17 protein-coding genes and 1 tRNA gene are annotated in these 17,138 nt (G+C 68.0%); 6 read left to right on the top strand and 12 right to left on the bottom strand.

What is annotated here, in order from left to right; translation table 11 throughout:
- Window positions 1–4 precede the first annotated feature (4 nt).
- The 3 genes from A2G96_RS17700 to A2G96_RS17690 form a co-directional block, all read right to left on the bottom strand.
- Entirely contained in the window at window positions 5–1,708 is a 1,704-nt protein-coding gene (locus A2G96_RS17700) for a DNA-directed RNA polymerase (RefSeq protein ID WP_062801389.1), read from the bottom strand.
- Between the two features lie 64 nt (window positions 1,709–1,772).
- A complete protein-coding gene (locus tag A2G96_RS17695) occupies window positions 1,773–2,042 on the bottom strand; it encodes a hypothetical protein (RefSeq protein ID WP_062801388.1) in 270 nt (89 codons plus the stop codon).
- Window positions 2,043–2,232: 190 nt separating this feature from the next.
- Complete coding sequence (locus tag A2G96_RS17690) at window positions 2,233–3,060, bottom strand: hypothetical protein (RefSeq protein ID WP_150124168.1); 828 nt, start codon at window positions 3,058–3,060, stop codon at window positions 2,233–2,235.
- A gap of 10 nt (window positions 3,061–3,070) precedes the next feature.
- Here A2G96_RS17690 and A2G96_RS33400 point away from each other — a divergent pair.
- A tRNA-OTHER gene (locus tag A2G96_RS33400) sits at window positions 3,071–3,215 on the top strand.
- A gap of 127 nt (window positions 3,216–3,342) precedes the next feature.
- On the top strand, window positions 3,343–6,237 hold the full coding sequence (locus A2G96_RS17685) for an EAL domain-containing protein (protein WP_062801386.1): 2,895 nt from the start codon (window positions 3,343–3,345) through the stop codon (window positions 6,235–6,237).
- Window positions 6,238–6,250: 13 nt separating this feature from the next.
- Here the strand turns inward: A2G96_RS17685 and A2G96_RS17680 are convergent, their stop codons facing one another.
- The 4 genes from A2G96_RS17680 to A2G96_RS17665 form a co-directional block, all read right to left on the bottom strand.
- A complete protein-coding gene (locus A2G96_RS17680; RefSeq protein WP_062801385.1) occupies window positions 6,251–6,757 on the bottom strand; it encodes a DUF3318 domain-containing protein in 507 nt (168 codons plus the stop codon).
- Window positions 6,754–7,134 (bottom strand): phage holin family protein, encoded by a 381-nt coding sequence (locus tag A2G96_RS17675; RefSeq protein ID WP_062801384.1) that lies wholly within the window; start codon window positions 7,132–7,134, stop codon window positions 6,754–6,756. Before A2G96_RS17675 ends, A2G96_RS17680 begins: the two co-directional genes overlap by 4 nt.
- Before the next feature lie 223 nt (window positions 7,135–7,357).
- Entirely contained in the window at window positions 7,358–7,684 is a 327-nt protein-coding gene (locus A2G96_RS17670) for an ElaB/YgaM/YqjD family protein (RefSeq protein ID WP_010813729.1), read from the bottom strand.
- 441 nt (window positions 7,685–8,125) lie between these two features.
- Window positions 8,126–9,319, bottom strand: coding sequence for an acyl-CoA dehydrogenase (locus A2G96_RS17665; RefSeq protein ID WP_062801383.1), 1,194 nt, complete (start codon window positions 9,317–9,319; stop codon window positions 8,126–8,128).
- Between the two features lie 259 nt (window positions 9,320–9,578).
- Here A2G96_RS17665 and A2G96_RS17660 point away from each other — a divergent pair, with 259 nt between their 5' ends.
- Window positions 9,579–10,409 carry an IclR family transcriptional regulator gene (locus A2G96_RS17660; protein WP_062801382.1) on the top strand — a complete coding sequence of 277 codons (831 nt, stop codon included), beginning with the start codon at window positions 9,579–9,581 and terminating at the stop codon, window positions 10,407–10,409.
- A 49-nt stretch (window positions 10,410–10,458) separates the two neighbouring features.
- Here A2G96_RS17660 and kynA read toward each other — a convergent pair whose 3' ends face one another.
- Genes kynA through kynB form a run of 3 tightly spaced genes read right to left on the bottom strand, consistent with a single transcriptional unit; the run spans window position 10,459 to window position 13,306 of the window.
- A complete protein-coding gene (gene kynA, locus A2G96_RS17655) occupies window positions 10,459–11,349 on the bottom strand; it encodes a tryptophan 2,3-dioxygenase (protein WP_062801381.1) in 891 nt (296 codons plus the stop codon).
- A 13-nt stretch (window positions 11,350–11,362) separates the two neighbouring features.
- Complete coding sequence (gene kynU, locus A2G96_RS17650; protein WP_062801380.1) at window positions 11,363–12,619, bottom strand: kynureninase; 1,257 nt, start codon at window positions 12,617–12,619, stop codon at window positions 11,363–11,365.
- A gap of 36 nt (window positions 12,620–12,655) precedes the next feature.
- Entirely contained in the window at window positions 12,656–13,306 is a 651-nt protein-coding gene (gene kynB / locus A2G96_RS17645) for an arylformamidase (protein ID WP_062801379.1), read from the bottom strand.
- A gap of 158 nt (window positions 13,307–13,464) precedes the next feature.
- Between kynB and A2G96_RS17640 the strand changes: the two genes are divergently transcribed.
- On the top strand, window positions 13,465–13,953 hold the full coding sequence (locus A2G96_RS17640) for an Lrp/AsnC family transcriptional regulator (protein ID WP_062801378.1): 489 nt from the start codon (window positions 13,465–13,467) through the stop codon (window positions 13,951–13,953).
- Window positions 13,954–13,956: 3 nt separating this feature from the next.
- On the opposite strand, the gene A2G96_RS17635 is transcribed toward A2G96_RS17640, so the two are convergent.
- Window positions 13,957–14,415, bottom strand: coding sequence for a MarR family winged helix-turn-helix transcriptional regulator (locus tag A2G96_RS17635; protein ID WP_062801377.1), 459 nt, complete (start codon window positions 14,413–14,415; stop codon window positions 13,957–13,959).
- 20 nt (window positions 14,416–14,435) lie between these two features.
- Window positions 14,436–14,996, bottom strand: a complete 561-nt coding sequence (locus A2G96_RS17630; RefSeq protein ID WP_018008175.1) for a flavin reductase family protein — start codon at window positions 14,994–14,996, stop codon at window positions 14,436–14,438.
- 195 nt (window positions 14,997–15,191) lie between these two features.
- On the opposite strand from A2G96_RS17630, the gene A2G96_RS17625 reads away from it, so the two are divergent.
- The gene (locus A2G96_RS17625) at window positions 15,192–16,262 is read left to right on the top strand and encodes a 2,5-dihydroxypyridine 5,6-dioxygenase NicX family protein (protein WP_062801376.1); all 1,071 of its coding nucleotides are present in this window, start codon (window positions 15,192–15,194) and stop codon (window positions 16,260–16,262) included.
- Window positions 16,259–17,077: an alpha/beta fold hydrolase gene (locus A2G96_RS17620; RefSeq protein WP_062801375.1), complete on the top strand. Its 819-nt coding sequence runs from the start codon at window positions 16,259–16,261 to the stop codon at window positions 17,075–17,077. The genes A2G96_RS17625 and A2G96_RS17620 overlap by 4 nt, the downstream gene beginning before the upstream one ends.
- The last annotated feature ends 61 nt before the right edge of the window (window positions 17,078–17,138 follow it).

Here is a 17,138-nt window from a genome sequence, read left to right as displayed (position 1 = left end):
TCAGTTATGAGAAAAAGAATTCGGACTCAAGGACCTTGGTGACGTCCAGCGAGCCGAGGGGCGGTACTTCAGGGATGTCGGGGCAACCCGAGTGCTTGATGACGCTTTGCCGCCACTCTTCCAGGGTGTCCCGGTTGTAGATGGCGACGAACTGCTCCTTGGTGACCCGCAGCAGGAGGTCACTGTTACCCGCATGGCACCCGAAGGAGTCATGCACGAACGCGAGGTCACGGACGCCTTCACGCTTCATGGCGACGGCCACGAGCGCGAGGTGAGCCGCATCGAACGAGTGGACCACGTTGGGCGCGGCCCCCAGGACTTGCTTGCCCGGCGCGAAGCCGGCCTCGGGCATCTCGAAACGCATCAGGACGTCCCCGTGCAGGGTTCGCACCTGCTTCTGGTTTGTCTTGTAGTACGCCTGTTTGGCCGTGAAGCCGCTCGGGGTGTCCCAGACCAGGGGGAGGTCCTTCTTGTCCAGGAACTTCGCCACCTCGCGGAAGTACGCCATGGCGCGGCGCGGGGCGTCGATGGACTCGTCCAGGGCCGAGACGATCTTCTGGGTCAGGTACTCAGCCGCCGCGTAGCGGGCCTTGCCCTTCTCCACGTGGTCCGCGAACCCATCGTTGATGATCTGGTTCAGGATGCCGCGCTCGGAGACGCCATAGGGCGTCGTCATGACGGCCCGCTTGACGGTCCCACGGACCACGCGGTCCACCCAGAGCTCGGCGGCTTCCCGGAAGCGGGAGTCCACACGGTCCAAGTTCACCAGCTTGACCACGGCGTCCTTCACCTTCGTGTAGATGTCGGCGCGGATGCCCGGACCTTGGGAGACCACGTTGACCTGGAGGGCCGACACCTCGTCCTTCATCAGGGCGGCGAGGTGCTGGATGCCGGAGCACGTGGCGTCGTAGCGGCAGACCAGGGTCGATTGGAAGTCCTCGGGCAGGTTGCCGACGGCCAGCCAGTCCCGGAGACGCTTGAGCTCGTAGCAGGCGGCCAGGAACTCCCAGGGGCTATCCGCCTTGGACCAGAACTCAAAGCCTTCACCGAAGGGGTCCTCGGCAGCGGCCAGGATTCCCATCATGTGGTCGGCGGTCCAGCGGGCGCGGTCGTCCAGCGGGAGCTTGTCTTCGCCGTAGTAGTTCGCGGCGTTGACGTAGGTCCAGTACTGGCCGTTGCCGCCCAGGGCCTGCGGCTCCGAGAACTCCAGGAGCCCCTTCACCAGGCTGTCACCCTGCGTGTGGAGGTCCTGGGGACGCGGGTAGAACCGGCCACGGAAGTCCGCGTAGTGCGGGAACCAGATGGCGGGGAAGGTCGCAAGTTCCTCTGCCATGCCGAGCATGTCCCAGAGCTTCTTGCGCATCCCGGCGTTCCGGGCGTTCTGGTAGTGGACCTCTTCGCGCTCGCGGAGGAACGCCTTGCCCTCGTCGGTCGTGCGGTCCATCTCGCCGGGGCCTTGCCATACCGGCACCGGAATCTCTTCAGCCGAGGGCCACCCCTCGACCGCCCACCCTCGCTCCTTGAGGCCCAGGGCCACTGCGAGAACGTTGCGGTTGACGCGCCACCGAGTCTTCTGAATCCAGTTCAGTGCTTCCAGGTGTGCGCCGGTCATCGGGCGGTCGAGGGCGGACGTGTGGGCGTTCGAGTATTCCGTGGCCTTCACAGCGTCCGTCTTCAGGGTGAGGTATCCACCGTTCAGTTTCGTCATCTCAGCGTCTCAGTCGTTCGGGTTACAGGAGGCCGGAGCCTCCCCAGGTGTTGCGGTGATGCGGTCAGGCTCGGGCGGCGGCCTCACGTGCTCCGGTTCGCTTCGCCAGCTTCTTCAGCGACTTGCTGAGTTTCAGGAGCTCCGAGGCGCTGAAGTACTTGCTGTCGATGCGCAGGCGGACAGCCGCGAAGGTCGCGCCGTCGTCCATGATCTCGACTGCCGATCCGCCGAAGTCGAACAGGACAGGTTGGAGCTCTTCCCTGCGGTCGCGGCCAGCCGGAACCTTTTCTGCGATGTCGCGGGACGTGAGGCCGTCAGTGTCAATGGTCTTCATGCTTGCTCCTTGTTCTCGAAGTGTTCGGTGAGGCTCAGGGCGATGGCCTTGGCCGCCTCGTGGACCCAGGCCGGGTCGCCTACGCGGATGGCCGGGATGTCGGCGCGGATCACTCCGCTATTCGGGTCTCGGGCAGTGGGGAGAACCAGGACCACGGGTATGTTGCGTGTGTTCATATGGGCGAAACGCTTCACTTATCAGCAGGTTGATCGGCAATGAACTCGTAGTCAGCGGGTTCACAAATCATCGGGGCCATGAACGGCCTTTGGAGTTCGCACTGAGCGCCCAGGGCGGACGTCAGGGCGAGGGCGGTCTCGGTCATGCCAAACATCGTCTTCGGGTGCTTGGAGCCGCCCTCGGACTTCAGCCAGACCTGGAACCAGCCGTTCGACCCCACTAGGAGGTCCATGACGGCGGCGCCTACCTGAATCTTCTGGGCGTGGGTCCATTCGAGCTTGATGAGGGTCCCGGCCTTCTTGGACCACTTGTCGAAGACCTTTTTGTTCACCTCGCCCTTGTTGCGGTGGAGCATGAGCTTGAACATGTTGATGCCGTCCTCGCCCAATTCCTTCCGCTCGGCTTCCTTCTCGGCCTCGGCCCGGCGCCACTCCTGGTACTCAAGTTCGTGGCGAATTCGCAACGCGCAGTTCACGCGGACCGATGTGTACGATGCTTCATTTCCTACCGCCAGGGCAGTCAGGACGGCGCACGCCGCGATGGTCTCGGCAGGGAGCATGGACAGCACGGTCATCTCGACCGGCAGCTTGCAGAGCTTCGGGTCTTGGAGTGCCCCGGCGTAGCCCTTCTGTGCTTCCTGTACCGCCGCCACCATTGGACCGATGAGCTCGGTCGCAATCCTGTGCCCTGGCGTAGTTTCTTCCAGGCCCTTGGCGACGGTCGAGCCGTCGCGCTTCGTGCGGACCAGGGACCGGCGATAGCGCTCGATACCCTTGGCGACCTGGAAGTGTTCCCACTCGCGCTGCGCCGCCGTGTCATTGGGACCGACAGGAACGGGCATGGCGACCGTGGGGAGATTCGTGGGGACGTGCCCCGGTTTATCCGATTCGCTACCAGATGCGATCATCGAAAAATCCTTTGCAATCAACGGGTTGGGAATAGGCTTGAATTCTTTTAATCCGTTGGTCGCGTGTTCGAGTCACGCACGACCCACCAGTATTACGAAGGGCCTGTGGCGCACGTCACAGGCCCTTTTTGCATTTTTCGCCTCTGGCATGCCCCGATGGTGGGGGGCGCTTTAACTAGTTCGAGGTAGAGACGCGGGCCCGGCGCGCCCCGCACAATGGGTCAGCCGCGGCATGTGGACCGCGGGCGCTCGGAACGGCCGCGAGACACGGCCCCTCGAACAAGACCTATGCGGCGAGCAGGCGTTTCTTTGCCGGCCAGCGGGCATGTGCTGCGCATCATCTGGCCGTTCGTACCGGTGGTGGTCGCGCTGGCGTTGTTCAGCATCGCCAGCCTGGACCTGCTGTCGGCCGCACGCGCCTTCGTTGCGGGCGAGAGCCAGTGGTCCAAGGGCCAGAAGAATGCCGTGCTGCACCTGCTGCGCTACGGCGAGGACCGCAATCCGGCGGATTTCGACGCCTACCTGGCGTCCATCGCGATCCCGTTCGGCGACCACCGCGCGCGCCTGGAGCTGGACCGTGCCGAGCCTGACCTGGCGCGCGTGCACGAGGGCCTGCTCGCCGGCGGCAATCACCCCGAAGACATCCCGCGGATGGTGCGGCTGTACCGGAATTTCCGCCAGATCCATGAAGTCGACGCCGCCATCCGCGTGTGGGCGCAGGGCGATGCCGAGATCTTTGCCTTGCATGAGCAGGCGCTGGCGCTGCGGCGCCTGGTCAGCCAGCCCGGCTGCGACGATGCCTGCGTCGCGCCGGTGCTGCGCCGCATCGCCGAGATCGACGCCCGCCTGACGCCGCTGGAGCGCGCTTTTTCAGGCCATCTGGGACAGGCCTCGCGCCGGGTCACGCGGCTGCTGACCTACGGCAGCGCAGTGATGGCGGCCGCGCTGCTGATGTCGGCAATCCTGCTGTCGGTCGGGCCGCTGCGGCGCGAGCGCCGGCTGCGCGAGGCGCTGGCGCAGCGCGAGGAGCAACTGCAGCTGGCGGTCGAAGGCAGTAACGACGGCCTGTGGGACTGGCACCTCGGCCGCGGCGAGCTGTATTTCTCGCCGCGCTGCGCGCAGATGCTGGGCTACCGCGCCGACGAGCTGCCGCATGCGCGCGAGACCGTGCTGGGCCTGCTGCATCCGTCCGAGCTGGCGGCGTTCGAGGCCAAGCTGGCGCAGCACCTGCGCAGCGGCGAGCCCTACGACGCCGAATTCCGGCTGCGCAACCGCGCCGGCGACTACCTGTGGGTGCGCGCGCGCGGCCGGCTGGTGCGCGGCGCCGGGCGCCGGCGCGCGCGCATGGCGGGCTCGCTGACCGATATCTCCGACCACAAGCGCTACGAGACCCAGCTGTTCGCCGAAAAGGAGCGGGCACAGGTCACGCTGCAGGCGATCGGCGACGCGGTGGTGACCGCCGATGTATGGGGCCGCGTGCAGTCGCTCAACCCCGCCGCCGAAGCGCTGACCGGCTGGCGCGAGGCCGAGGCCCGCGGCCTGCCGCTGAGCGAGGTCTGCGTGCTGCGCGACGAGGACAGCCTGGCACCGCTGCCCGATATCGTGACGCTGGCGCTGCGCCAGCGCTGGCACAGCCGCTCGGCCCAGCTGGTGCAGCGCGACGGTGCCGGGCAGCCCGGACAGGCGCTGGCGGTCAAGCCGTCGGTGGCGCTGATCCGCGACCGCGCCGCGCAGGCCATCGGCGTGGTGGTGGTGCTGCACGACATCAGCCAGGAACGCGCGCATGCCGCGCGCCTGGCCTACGAGGCCAGCCATGACGCGCTCACCGGCCTGGTCAACCGCGCCGAGTTCGAGCGCCGCCTGGCTGCGGCGATCGGGCGTGCGTGCGCGCAAGGCATTGCCCACACCCTGATGTACCTGGACCTGGACCAGTTCAAGGTGGTCAACGACACCTGCGGCCACGCCGCCGGCGACGAGCTGATCCGGCAGATGGCCGAGGTCATGCGCGGCCAGCTGCGCCGCAGCGACGTGCTGGCGCGCCTCGGCGGCGACGAGTTCGGCGTGCTGCTCGAGCACTGCGGTGCCGCCGACGGCGAGCGCGTGGCCGAGGGCCTGCGCCACGCGATTGCGAGCTTCCGCTTCGCGCACCGGCAGCGCACCTTCGCGGTCGGGGTCAGCATCGGCCTGGTTACGCTCGACCGGCACACCGGCAGCGTCGCCGAGGCGCTGAGCGCGGCCGACGCGGCGTGCTACGTGGCCAAGGAAGGCGGGCGCAACCGCGTGCAGGTCTACCATCCGCTGGACAGCGTGGTGCAGGCGCGCCATGGCGAGATGGAGTGGGTCAGCCGCGTGCATGCGGCGCTGGCGGCCGGCCGTTTCTGCCTGTTCTCGCAGGAGATCTTGCCGGTGCAGCCGGATACGGTGCCCGCCGCGGGACGCCATGTGGAGCTGCTGCTGCGCATGGTCGACGAGCGCGGCCGGCTGGTGCCGCCGATGGCGTTCGTGCCGGCCTGCGAGCGCTACAACCTGATGCCGATGATCGACCGCTGGGTGGTCGAGACCGCGTTTGCCACGCTGGCGGGGCGCCAGGCCGAGATCGCGACCTGCGCGATCAACCTGTCAGGCTCGTCGCTGGCCGACATCCAGTTCCCGGATTTCGTGCGCGAGCAGGCGCAGCGCTTCGGCATTGCGCTCGGCGGAATCTGCTTCGAGATCACCGAGACCGCGGCCATTGCCAACCTGGCGCAGGCCGGCGCGTTCATCCAGCAGTTGCAGCAGCTGGGCTGCCGCTTTGCGCTGGATGACTTCGGCGCCGGCATGTCATCGTTCACCTACCTGAAGCACCTGCCCGCGGCCTACCTGAAGATCGACGGCAGCTTCGTGCGCGACATGCTGGCCGACCCGGTCAACCTGGTGATGGTCGAGGTGATCCAGCGCATCGGCCATGCCATGGGCAAGCAGACCATTGCGGAATTCGTCGAGAACGAGGCGATGCTCGCGCGCTTGCGCGAGCTGGGCGTGGACCTGGCGCAGGGCTATCACATTGCGCCGCCGGTGCCGTTCGCGCCGGCCGCCCCGGAGGCCGAGGCGCGGCTGGCGCTGGCCGGCTGAGTCGGCAGGAGCGTCAGGGAATCAGCGGATCGCGGAAGCCGGTGTCGGCAGCCGGCGGGGTGCCGGCCGGGGCCGGGGTCGGCACGTTGGCCGGCGGCACCGCCTGGCCCTTGGCCTCGCGCCAGGTGTTATAGGCCCAGTAGGCCGCGCCCGCGACCAGGCCGAGCTTGGACAGCTTCCAGGTCAGGCGCAGCACCGGCACGCGCCTGACCAGCGGCAGCGCCAGCGTTACCGCGGTGCTGAGCATCGGGTAGTCCTTGGTCAGCCCGACCACCTTCATCCACGAGCCCGGCCGCGCGATCCGCGGTAGCCAGGCACTGACGGTGCCCAGGCGGTGCACGCCGCCGCGCACAGCGTGCAGCGCCTGCCGGCAATCGTGGCGTTCGAGGGCGGCGCGGGTCAGCAGCAGTTCCTTGCGCACCGCCAGCGGCAGGCGCACCTCTTGCGTGAACCGGGGCGCGCGCGGGTATTCGCCGCGTTCGCGCGCGGGCGTGGCGTCGTCAGGGTCGAGGGTGCTCATCGGCGCAGGATCTCCCGGTCTTTGTCGATTTCGGCGAGGGTGGCTTCCAGCATCGGCGGCGCGTTGCGCAGCACGCTGCGGGCATACGCCAGGCAGGCAGCGCACAGCGCCAGGTAGAGCACCGTCAGCGCGCCCAGCGCCTGCCAGCGGTAGGTGTCCCAGAACAGGATCGCGATCAGCGCGGTCAGCGTGACCAGGCCCAGCCCGAAGAACGCCAGCCCGAACAAGGCCAGCAGGGCGACCTTCAGCAAGCGCGTGCGCTCCTCGGCCAGCTCCACGCTGGCAAGCTCCACGCGCGTCTGCACCATTGCCACGAGCGAGCCGGCGAGGTTGCGCACGGCGTCGAGGAACTTGGGGGAAGGGGTGGCTTCGCTCATGCGGCTCCGGCGTGAAAGAGCGGTGCGCCGGCATGGCCGTACGCACCTATCCTACTGGCGGGGCCGGATGACGGCGCCAGGTTGTATCGGCAACGACCGGTCGGCCATGACAGGCCAACCGCGACAGCATTACCGGCACACCGGGCGCCCCGGCCATTGGCAACCCGCCGCGCGGGTTGCCGCGATGGCGCAGCCCTGGCGGGCCGCGCCGGCTTTGCAGTGCTTACTTGCGGTTGAGCAGCAGACCGATCAGCAGGCCCACGCCGGCTGCCACGCCCACCGCGCGCCACGGGTGGTCGTGCACGTAGTCGTCGGTGGCGCGCGCTGCGGCCTTGCTCTTGGTGACGACGGCGTCTTGCAGGTCCTGGGCCTTTTCCTTGGCTTGCTTGAGCAGGCCCATGCCACGCTCGCGCAGTTCGGCGGCCTTTTCCCCGGTGGTCGAGGCGGCTTGCTTCAGCAGTTCCTCGGCGTCGGACAGCACGGTCTTGACATCGCTCATCAGTTTCTCCTGTTTGCGGGCGGTTGGTTCGGTTTGTGCGGATTCTGACATTTTCTACGCTCCGAGGCTAACGGCATTTGTCGGTCTGATACTTAGTCTGATACCTAGCATATGTGGCGACACGTCGCCCTTTCAAGGCAACGCGCCGGGAACACGGCTGGAAGCAGGGTTCGCTGCGCTATCGACGCTTCAAGTATTGCCAGCATGCACGAAAGCGGGCGTGACGGATGTCAGAGAATGTCTATATGACTGCGAGTGATTTTGTAGTGACTTTATATTCGTTTGGGTTGGATATCAATCCGGTTACTCTGGTTCCACCATGAAACATGGCGTTGCGTCGCGGCGATCCCGCCTCGCGGCAGCCCAATGCATACGGCCCCGCCAGAGGCGGGGCCGTATGCAAGGCAGGTGTTGTATCGACGAGGGCAGCCTCGTCGTCTCCTTGGTAGTGTGCTTGGCCCGGCTTCATCGCCGGGCTTTTTTATTCGGCGATCAGAAGAAGGCCTGCAGGCCGGTCTGGGCGCGGCCCAGGATCAGCGCGTGGATGTCGTGCGTGCCTTCGTAGGTGTTGACCACCTCGAGGTTGACCACGTGGCGGATCACGCCGAACTCGTCCGAGATGCCGTTGCCGCCCAGCATGTCGCGCGCCACGCGGGCGATGTCGAGCGACTTGCCGCACGAGTTGCGCTTCATGATCGAGGTGATCTCGACCGCGGCGGTGCCTTCATCCTTCATCCGGCCCAGGCGCAGGCAGCCCTGCAGGCCCAGCGTGATCTCGGTCTGCATGTCGGCCAGCTTCTTCTGCACCAGCTGGGTCTGGGCCAGCGGGCGGCCGAACTGCTTGCGGTCCAGCGTGTACTGGCGCGCCGTGTGCCAGCAGAATTCGGCGGCGCCCAGCGCGCCCCAGGCGATGCCGTAGCGGGCCGAGTTCAGGCAGGTGAACGGACCCTTCAGGCCCTTCACGCCCGGCATGATGTTCTCTTCCGGCACGAACACCTGGTCGAGCACGATTTCGCCGGTGATCGAGGTGCGCAGGCCGACCTTGCCGTGGATGGCGGGGGCGCTCAGGCCCTTCCAGCCCTTTTCCAGGATGAAGCCGCGGATGTCTTCCTTGCCGTCTTCGCCCTGCAGCTTGGCCCACACCACGAACACGTCGGCGATCGGCGAGTTGGTGATCCACATCTTGGCGCCGGTCAGCTCGTAGCCACCGTCGACCTTCTTGGCGCGGGTGACCATCGAGCCCGGGTCGGAGCCGTGGTTTGGCTCGGTCAGGCCGAAGCAGCCGATCCACTCGCCGGTGGCCAGCTTGGGCAGATATTTCTGCTTCTGCGCCTCGGTGCCGAATTCGTAGATGGGAACCATCACCAGCGACGACTGCACGCTCATCATCGAGCGGTAGCCCGAATCGACGCGCTCGACTTCACGCGCGATCAGGCCGTAGCTGACATAGTTCAGGCCCGGGCCGCCGTATTGCTCGGGGATGGTCGGGCCGAGCAGGCCGAGTTCGCCCATCTCGCGGAAGATCTCGACGTCGGTCTTCTCGTTGCGGAACGACTGCAGCACGCGCGGCATCAGCTTGTCCTGGCAGTACGCCGCGGAGGCGTCACGCACGGCGCGTTCGTCGGCGCTCAGTTGCTGGTCCAGCAGCAGGGGGTCGGCCCAGTGGAATTCGGCGTTGGCAGCCATGCAGGTCTCCTTCGGTAGCGCAGGGGAAGCGCCGGGCGGGCGGCTGGCGTGCCGCGGTCCGCGCCGGCGGATTCCGTGATTCGTAGAGGTTCGGTGATCGTGCGGAGGACTTTTTTACCGCATCCTGGAAGTTCCGCATTGCGGAACTGTGTTCCGTTGAATTAGTATATCGCAACGGTCTTGCCACGCAACCGGCAAAACCCTGAACCTGCGCGCCTTTGTGCGATGAACGGACACGCGCCGACTGGAGCCGCGAACCTTGGCCAACCTCAATCCCAACCCCCAGCCCGATCCGTCACTTTCCCGGGAACCTGCCGCCGCACCCGTACGCGACAGCGACCCGAACTTCGTCACCGCGCTGGCGCGCGGCCTGGAACTGCTGCGCTGCTTCCGCACCGGCGAGGCAATGCTGGGCAACCAGGAATTCGTGCGCCGCACCGGCTTTCCCAAGGCCACCGTCAGCCGCCTGGCCGGTACGCTGGTGCAGCTGGGCTACCTGCGCTATGACGAGAGCCTGGGCAAGTACGCGCTCGATGCCGGGGTGCTGGCGCTGGGCTACGCCTACCTGTCGGCGTCGGACGTGGTGTCGCTGGCGCGCCCGCACATGCTGGCGTTCGCGCAGTCGTACGGGGTTTCGGTGTCGCTCGGCAAGCGCGAGCGCATGGAGGTGATCTACCTGGAATCGATCCGCAATGATGCCGGCGTGATGCTCGGGCTGGGCGTCGGCTCGCGGCTGTCGCTGGTGTCGAGTTCGATGGGGCGGGCCTACCTGGCCGCGCTGCCGGCGCCGCGCCGCGAGCGCGTGATGGCCGAGTTCAGCCAGGCCTTCCCGGAGCAGTGGAAGCAGCAGGAGGCCGCCACCCGCGCCGCGCTGGCCGAGGCGCAGCAGCGCGGCTATGCCGCGTCGTTCCGCGACTGGCATCCGGCCATCCATGCCTGTGCGGTGGCGTTCCGGCCGGTGGGGGAGAAGGAGCTGCACATGCTGAGCTGCAGCGCTTCCTATGGCGCGGTGGACGAGGCGGTGTTCCACCAGACGCTGGCGCCGGCGCTGCAGACGCTGGCGGCAAGATTGTCCGAGCCGGCGGGCTGAGGCAGCCCGCCGCCCTTACCGCGGTCCCTGCGCGCAGGGACAGGGCGGATCAAAGGTCAGTGCGCAGCTTCCACAATTCCGGAAACAGCACCACGTCCAGCATCTTGCGCAGGTAGCTGACACCCTCGGTGCCGCCGGTGCCGCGCTTGAAGCCGATCACCCGCTCGACCGTGGTCACATGGCGGAAGCGCCATTGCCGGAACGCGTCTTCCAGGTCGACGAACTTCTCGCCCAGCTCATAGAGTTCCCAGTGCGCGCCGGGGTTGCGGTAGACCTCCAGCCACGCCGCCTCGACCGAGGCGTTGTACGCGGTCGGCTGGGTCCAGTCGCGCTCGACGCAGTCGGCGTCGATGGCAAAGCCGCGCCGCGCCATCAGCCGGATCGCCTCGTCGTACAGCGACGGCGTCTTCAGCGCGGCCTCGACCAGCGCCAGGTGTTCCGGCCGGTGCGCATGCGGACGCAGCATGGCGGCGTTCTTGTTGCCGAGAATGAACTCGATCTCGCGGTACTGGTACGACTGGAAGCCCGACGACATGCCCAGGTAGGGCCGCATCGCCGAGTATTCGGGCGGCGTCATCGTGGCCAGCACGTTCCACGCCTGCACCAGCTGGTCCATGATGCGCGACACGCGCGTCAGCATCTTGAACGCCGGCGGCAGGCTGTCGCCCTTGACCGACTCGCGCGCGGCGCGCAGTTCGTGCAGCATCAGCTTCATCCACAGCTCGGTGGTCTGGTGCTGCACGATAAACAGCATCTCGTTATGGTCCGGCGACAGCGGATGCTGCGCGCTCAGGATCTGGTCCAGGCCGAGGTAGTCGCCATAGCTCATGTCCCTGGCGAAATCCATCTGCGCGCCATGCCAGCCGTCGCCTTGCGGGGCGGCTGCCGGCGTGGCTGCCGGCGCCGCGCCGGAGAAGGGGCATCCCTTGAATTCGCTCATGATGCGCTCCCGGTCAGGTCACCTGGCCGCGCGTCTGGAAGCGCGCGTCGCGATAGGCGCCGCTGTCCAGCACGTCGCGCAGGATTTCCACAGCATCCCACACCTCGGCGAAGCTGGTGTAGAGCGGCGTGAAGCCGAAGCGGGCGATGCGCGGCTCGCGGTAGTCGCCGATCACGCCGCGCTCGATCAGGGCCTGCACCAGGGCATAGCCGTCCGGGTGCTCCAGGCTGACCTGGCTGCCGCGGCGCGCGTGCTCGCGCGGCGTGACCAGCGTCAGCGGGTGGTGCCCGCAGCGAGCCTCGACCAGTTCGATGAACAAGTCGGTCAGCAGCAATGACTTGGCGCGCAGCACCTGCATATTGGTCTGGGCGAAGATGTCCAGCCCGCACTCGACCATCGCCAGCGACGTGACCGGCTGCGTGCCACACAGGAAGCGGCGCACGCCCTCGACCGGGCGGTACTGCGGATCCATCGCGAACGGCGCGGCATGGCCCCACCAGCCCGACAGCGGCTGCCAGAAGGCATCGCGCAGCGCCGGCGCGACCCAGACGAAGGCGGGCGAGCCCGGGCCGCCGTTCAGGTACTTGTAGGTGCAGCCGATGGCGTAGTCGGCCCCGGCCGCCTTCAGGTCGACCGGCACGGCGCCGGCCGAATGGCACAGATCCCACACCGTCAGCGCGCCGCGCGCGTGGGCCAGCTCGGTCAGCCCGGCCATGTCGAGCATCTCGCCGGTCTTGTAGTTGACGTGGGTCAGCATCAGCACCGCGGTGTCGGCGCCGACCGCGGCGTCGATCTCGGCCGGCGAATTCACCAGCCGCAGCGAATAGCCCTGCTGCAGCAGGTCGGCCAGGCCCTGCGCGATATACAGGTCGGTGGGAAAGTTGCTGGCCTCGGAGACGATCACCTTGCGCGCCGGGTCGCGCGTCTGCTGCACCCGCAGCGCCGCGGCCAGCACCTTGAACAGGTTGATCGAGGTGGTGTCGGTGACCACCACTTCATCGTGGCCCGCGCCCACCAGCCCCGCCAGCTTGTTGCCCAGGCGCTGCGGCAGGTCGAACCAGCCGGCGGTGTTCCAGCTGCGGATCAGGCCGTCGCCCCATTCCTCGGCCACCACCTGGGCGGCACGCGCGGCGGCGGCGCGCGGGCGGGCGCCGAGCGAATTGCCGTCGAGGTAGATCACGCCCTGGGGCAGCGCGAACTGGTCACGCAGCGGGCGCAGCGGGTCTTGCTGGTCGAGCCGGATACAGTGCTCGCGGTCAATGGTCGTCATGTCGTGCAGAAAGGCCAGGCGGGTTCGGGAAAAGGTTCAGTCGAGGCTGCGCAGCACCGCGCGCACCGGGCTGGCATCCAGCGCGGCAAAGCGCAGCGGCAGCGCGATCAGTTCATAGTCGCCGGCATCGACCTGGTCCAGCACGATGCCTTCCAGGATCGCCAGGCCATGGCGGCGCACGGCGTTGTGCGCGTCCATGGTCTTGGAGTCCTGCGGATCGAGCGAGGGCGTGTCGATGCCGACCAGCTGCACGCCGTGCGCGGCCAGCAGCGCGATGGTGTCGGGCGACACCGCGCAAAAATCAGGGTCCCACTGCGCCAGCGGCGCCTGCCGGTAGGTGCGCAGCAGCACCCGCGGCGGCAGCGCCTCGAGCGCATGCTCGACATGATGCGGCTGCACCAGCGGCGCGGCGCCGATGCAGTGGATCACGCGGCACGGGCCCAGGTAGGGCGCCAGCGGCACGGCGCCGATCGGCGCGCCGTCGGCGGCGTAGTGCAGCGGCGCGTCCGCATGCGCGCCGGTGTGCGGCGACAGCGTGATGCGGCCGACATTGACCGGGCAATGGGCGTCGATCTGCCAGGCCGGCTGTTGCTGGAACGGCGTATCGCCCGGCCATACCGGCGTGGCGGTCGACAGCGGCGGGCTGATGTCCCACAGCCGGCGCGGGTCGGGATTGGGGGCGGTCATGGGTGTGCGCGGCGCCCTCCACGGGCGCTGTTTCTGTGTGCCTCGATGTCGGGAATCATAGTCAAAATCGGCGGCAAGAGGCTTGCTAAATGGCCCGTCATCCGGCCTGCCTTTCGCATAGAATGCGAAAAATCCACGATTTATCGAAGGAAATTCGAATGAACCTCGATCCGACCGATCTGCGCATCCTGACCTGCCTGCAGGAGAACGGCCGCATCAGCAACCAGGACCTGGCCGACCGCGTGGCGCTGTCGCCGTCGGCCTGCCTGCGCCGGGTCCGGCTGCTGGAAGAGTCGGGGGTGATCGGCGGCTATCGCGCCTGGTTCGATGCCGAGCAACTGGGGCTGGAGCTGGAGGCGATCGTGCAGGTGTCGATGCGCCATGACGTGGAGGGCTGGCACGACACCTTTATCGCCGCGGTGCAGTCGTGGCCGGAGGTGCTGTCGGCGTACATCATCACCGGCGACAGCAACTACATCCTGCGCGTGCAGGCGCGCAACCTGAAGCACTACTCGGACTTCATCGTCAACCGTCTGTACCGCACCCCGGGCGTGATGGATATCCGCTCGAATATCGTGCTGCAGCGGATCAAGGTAGACAGTTCGCCGCTGGCGATCCTGAAGTCGGACGCTGAAGCCGGCCGCTGAAGCCTAGCGCTGCGTGTGCAGCGCGATCAGCTGGCGCAGGGTTTCCTTCAGCTGCGCGCCCTGGCGGGCGCCGAAGTCATCCAGCACCGCGCGCTCGTGCTGCGCGGCGCGCTCGAGCAGCGGCTGCACCAGCGCCAGCCCGCGCGGCGTGATCGAGACCAGCGCCTGGCGGCGGTCGGTCTTGCCGGCGCGGCGCCGGACCAGGCCGTCGTGCGCCATGCGGTCGACCAGCTTGGTCAGCGTGGGCTGCTTGGTCAGCGTGATTTCCGCCAGCGCGCCGACGGTGCAGTCGGGGCGGTCGGCCAGCGTCGCCAGCACGCGCCATTCCTGCACCGACAGGCCGCTGGCCTCGACCTCGCGATGGAATTCGCCCGAGATCAGATGGCTGGCGCGCGCCAGCAGGTAGGCCAGGTAGCCGTCGACAAAGGGCTGGGGCGAGGGGGCTGCCGGCAGGTCCGCCATGATGATGGCCCAGTGGCTGTTCAGAGATCGAGCGGGGCGGTGGTGGTGAACTGGCCGCCCTGGAAGATCAGCGGGCCGTCCTTGCCATCGAGCACGCCGCAGCGCTCCACCTCGCCGACAAAGATCACGTGGTCGCCCTCGTCGTAGCGGCTGCGGTTGTGGCATTCGAACCAGGCCAGCGCGTTCGACAGGATCGGCAGGCCGGTGGCCGAGAGCCGGTAGTCGACGCCGGCGAAGCGGTCGCCCTTGAGCGTGGCGAAGCGCTGGCACAGGTCCAGCTGCGAGGCCGACAGCACGTTGATGATGTAGTGGGTGCCGTCGCGGAACATCGGCAGGCTGTTGGCGCGCGTGGCCATGCTCCACAGCACCAGCGGCGGCTCCAGCGAGACCGAGTTGAACGAGCTGGCGGTGATGCCGATAAACGGCGGCGCGCCGGCCGCAACGGACTCGTTGCTGGCGCGCGTGGTGATTACCGTGACACCGGTCGCGAACTGCGACAGGGTACGGCGGAAGTGCATCGCATCGAAGTCCGGAGCGGCGGCTACGCTGGCGATCCGTGGCTGGGCCTCAGGCATGCCCATGGGGGCTCCACTGGAGTTCATGAAATTTCATATATATTATTCGCGCCAGGGGCGGCGAGTTCAAGTCCGGCGCCGCCGGCGCTGGCCGCTGCACCAAGCGAGCGGCCGGGCCCCATAGAAAAAGAAGCCAACAATTAGCTGCCGACGCAAGCAGCGATAACAAGCAGCGATAACAAGCAGCAGGAGACAAGCGCCATGCTCATCGAGCAGATCGAACACCGCTGGCTGGCGGCGTTCCGCCGCACGCTGGAACTCTGTGCCCTGCGGCACGGGGATGTCGTGGGAATTGTAACGGAGTCCCAATCCCGCCCTGTCAACGTGGCCTTGGCCGAGCTCGCCGTGCAGTCGCTTGGCTCCACCCCGGTGCGGATCCAGGTGCCGACCCCGGCGCTTGCGGCCCCGGCGCCGGTGCGCTCGACCGGCGCCAGCGATGCCTTGCAAAATCTCGCGCCGGTGCTGGCTGCGTTGTCGCGCTGCCACCTGGTGCTCGACTGCACCGTCGAGGGCCTGCTGCACGCGCCCGAGCTGCCGCAGATCCTGCGCGGCGCCGACGGCGTGGTGCCGCGCATGCTGATGGTCAGCAACGAGCACCCGGAGATCCTGGAGCGCTGCCAGCCCGATCCGTCGCTGGAGGCCACCGTGCGCGCGGCGATGAAGCGCCTGCGTGGCGCGCGCGAGATGCGCGTGCATTCGGCCGCCGGCACCGAGCTGCGCATCGGCCTGGCCGACGCGCGCGTCGGCGGCGTCTGGGGCTTCTGCAACAAGCCCGGCCAGGTCTCGCACTGGCCCGGCGGGCTGTGCCTGGCGTTCCCGGCCGGGCGCCAGGTCAACGGCACGCTGGTGCTGGCGCCGGGCGACGTCAACCTGACCTTCAAGACCTACCTGCGCGACACCGTGGTCTGCCATATCGAGGACGACTATATCGTCGCGGTCGAGGGGCAGGGGGTCGACGCCGACATGATGCGCGGCTACTACCAGGCCTGGGCCGACCGCGAGGGCACGCGCGACGCCTATGCGGTCTCGCACGTGGGCTGGGGCCTGAACCGGATGGCGCGCTGGGACGCGATGACGTTCTACGACAAGCGCGATTGCAACGGCACCGAGCTGCGCGCGTTCGCCGGCAATTTCCTGTTCTCGACCGGCGCCAACGAGGTCGCCGGGCGGCATACGCTGGGCCACTTCGACCTGCCGCTGCGCAACTGCACGGTTTCGCTCGACGGCCGCAACGAGGTCGAGGCCGGCACGCTGGTAGAGGTGGCCGCATGAGCGCCGCGACTACGCAACGCCACGCCAACGGCATCGCCACGCTGGCCTGGGGCGACGGGCCGGTGGCGGTGGTGATGCTGCATGGCATCGGCGGCCGCAAGGCCGCCTGGCCCGCGCAGGGCGAGGCGCTGGCGCAGGCCGGCTACCGCGCCCTGGCGTGGGACATGCCGGGCTATGGCGACAGTGCCATGATCGACCCCTATGACTTCGACGGACTGGCGCAGGCGCTGACCCCCGTGCTGCTGTTCGAACGCGACGCCGGCCGGCGCGTGGTGCTGCTGGGCCACAGCATGGGTGGCATGGTGGCGCAGCAGGCCTGCGCGGCCACGCCCGCGCTGGTCGACGGCATGGTGCTGTCCGGCACCTCGCCCGCCTTCGGCAAGGGCGATGGCCCGTGGCAGCGCGAGTTCATCGCCGCGCGCACCGCGCCGCTGGATGCCGGCAAGACCATGGCGCAGATGGCGGCCGGGCTGGTGCGCACCATGGTCGCGCCCGACGCCGACGCGCAGGCCGTGGCCTTCGCCACCGCGGTAATGGCGGCGGTGCCGGCGCCCACCTACCGCGCCGCGCTGGGTGCCTTGGTGCGCTTCAACCAGCGCGACGCGCTGGCGCGCATCGCGGTGCCGGTGCTGGCGCTGGCCGGCCAGCACGATACCAACGCCGCGCCCGAGGTGATGCAGCGCATGGCGCAACGCATCGCCGGCGCCGAGTACCGCTGCCTGCCCGACGTGGGCCACCTGGCCTGCATGGAGCGCCCCGGGCTGTTCAACGACGCGGTGCTGGATTTCCTGCGCCGGCGTTTTCCCGTGCACTGAAGCGCGCCGCTTTCCGGCCACGCCAACACAACAACTGCCGCGCCGCCCCCGTTCCCCCATC

The organism is Cupriavidus nantongensis (genome assembly GCF_001598055.1).
Classification (GTDB): Bacteria; Pseudomonadota; Gammaproteobacteria; order Burkholderiales; family Burkholderiaceae; genus Cupriavidus; species Cupriavidus nantongensis.
This window is presented reverse-complemented; position numbering and strand designations above follow the sequence as displayed.

What these genes read in the sequence shown, in the direction of transcription:
- A2G96_RS17680 (WP_062801385.1), bottom strand. Translation starts at nt 6,757, where the DNA reads ATGAGCACCCTCGACCCTGACGACGCCACGCCCGCGCGCGAACGCGGC.
- kynB (WP_062801379.1), bottom strand. Translation starts at nt 13,306, where the DNA reads ATGACCGCCCCCAATCCCGACCCGCGCCGGCTGTGGGACATCAGCCCG.
- A2G96_RS17620 (WP_062801375.1), top strand. Translation starts at nt 16,259, where the DNA reads ATGAGCGCCGCGACTACGCAACGCCACGCCAACGGCATCGCCACGCTG.
- kynU (WP_062801380.1), bottom strand. Translation starts at nt 12,619, where the DNA reads ATGACGACCATTGACCGCGAGCACTGTATCCGGCTCGACCAGCAAGAC.
- A2G96_RS17695 (WP_062801388.1), bottom strand. Translation starts at nt 2,042, where the DNA reads ATGAAGACCATTGACACTGACGGCCTCACGTCCCGCGACATCGCAGAA.
- A2G96_RS17665 (WP_062801383.1), bottom strand. Translation starts at nt 9,319, where the DNA reads ATGGCTGCCAACGCCGAATTCCACTGGGCCGACCCCCTGCTGCTGGAC.
- A2G96_RS17700 (WP_062801389.1), bottom strand. Translation starts at nt 1,708, where the DNA reads ATGACGAAACTGAACGGTGGATACCTCACCCTGAAGACGGACGCTGTG.
- A2G96_RS17630 (WP_018008175.1), bottom strand. Translation starts at nt 14,996, where the DNA reads ATGGGCATGCCTGAGGCCCAGCCACGGATCGCCAGCGTAGCCGCCGCT.
- A2G96_RS17690 (WP_150124168.1), bottom strand. Translation starts at nt 3,060, where the DNA reads ATGCCCGTTCCTGTCGGTCCCAATGACACGGCGGCGCAGCGCGAGTGG.
- A2G96_RS17670 (WP_010813729.1), bottom strand. Translation starts at nt 7,684, where the DNA reads ATGTCAGAATCCGCACAAACCGAACCAACCGCCCGCAAACAGGAGAAA.
- A2G96_RS17675 (WP_062801384.1), bottom strand. Translation starts at nt 7,134, where the DNA reads ATGAGCGAAGCCACCCCTTCCCCCAAGTTCCTCGACGCCGTGCGCAAC.
- A2G96_RS17685 (WP_062801386.1), top strand. Translation starts at nt 3,343, where the DNA reads ATGGGTCAGCCGCGGCATGTGGACCGCGGGCGCTCGGAACGGCCGCGA.
- A2G96_RS17635 (WP_062801377.1), bottom strand. Translation starts at nt 14,415, where the DNA reads ATGGCGGACCTGCCGGCAGCCCCCTCGCCCCAGCCCTTTGTCGACGGC.
- A2G96_RS17625 (WP_062801376.1), top strand. Translation starts at nt 15,192, where the DNA reads ATGCTCATCGAGCAGATCGAACACCGCTGGCTGGCGGCGTTCCGCCGC.
- kynA (WP_062801381.1), bottom strand. Translation starts at nt 11,349, where the DNA reads ATGAGCGAATTCAAGGGATGCCCCTTCTCCGGCGCGGCGCCGGCAGCC.
- A2G96_RS17640 (WP_062801378.1), top strand. Translation starts at nt 13,465, where the DNA reads ATGAACCTCGATCCGACCGATCTGCGCATCCTGACCTGCCTGCAGGAG.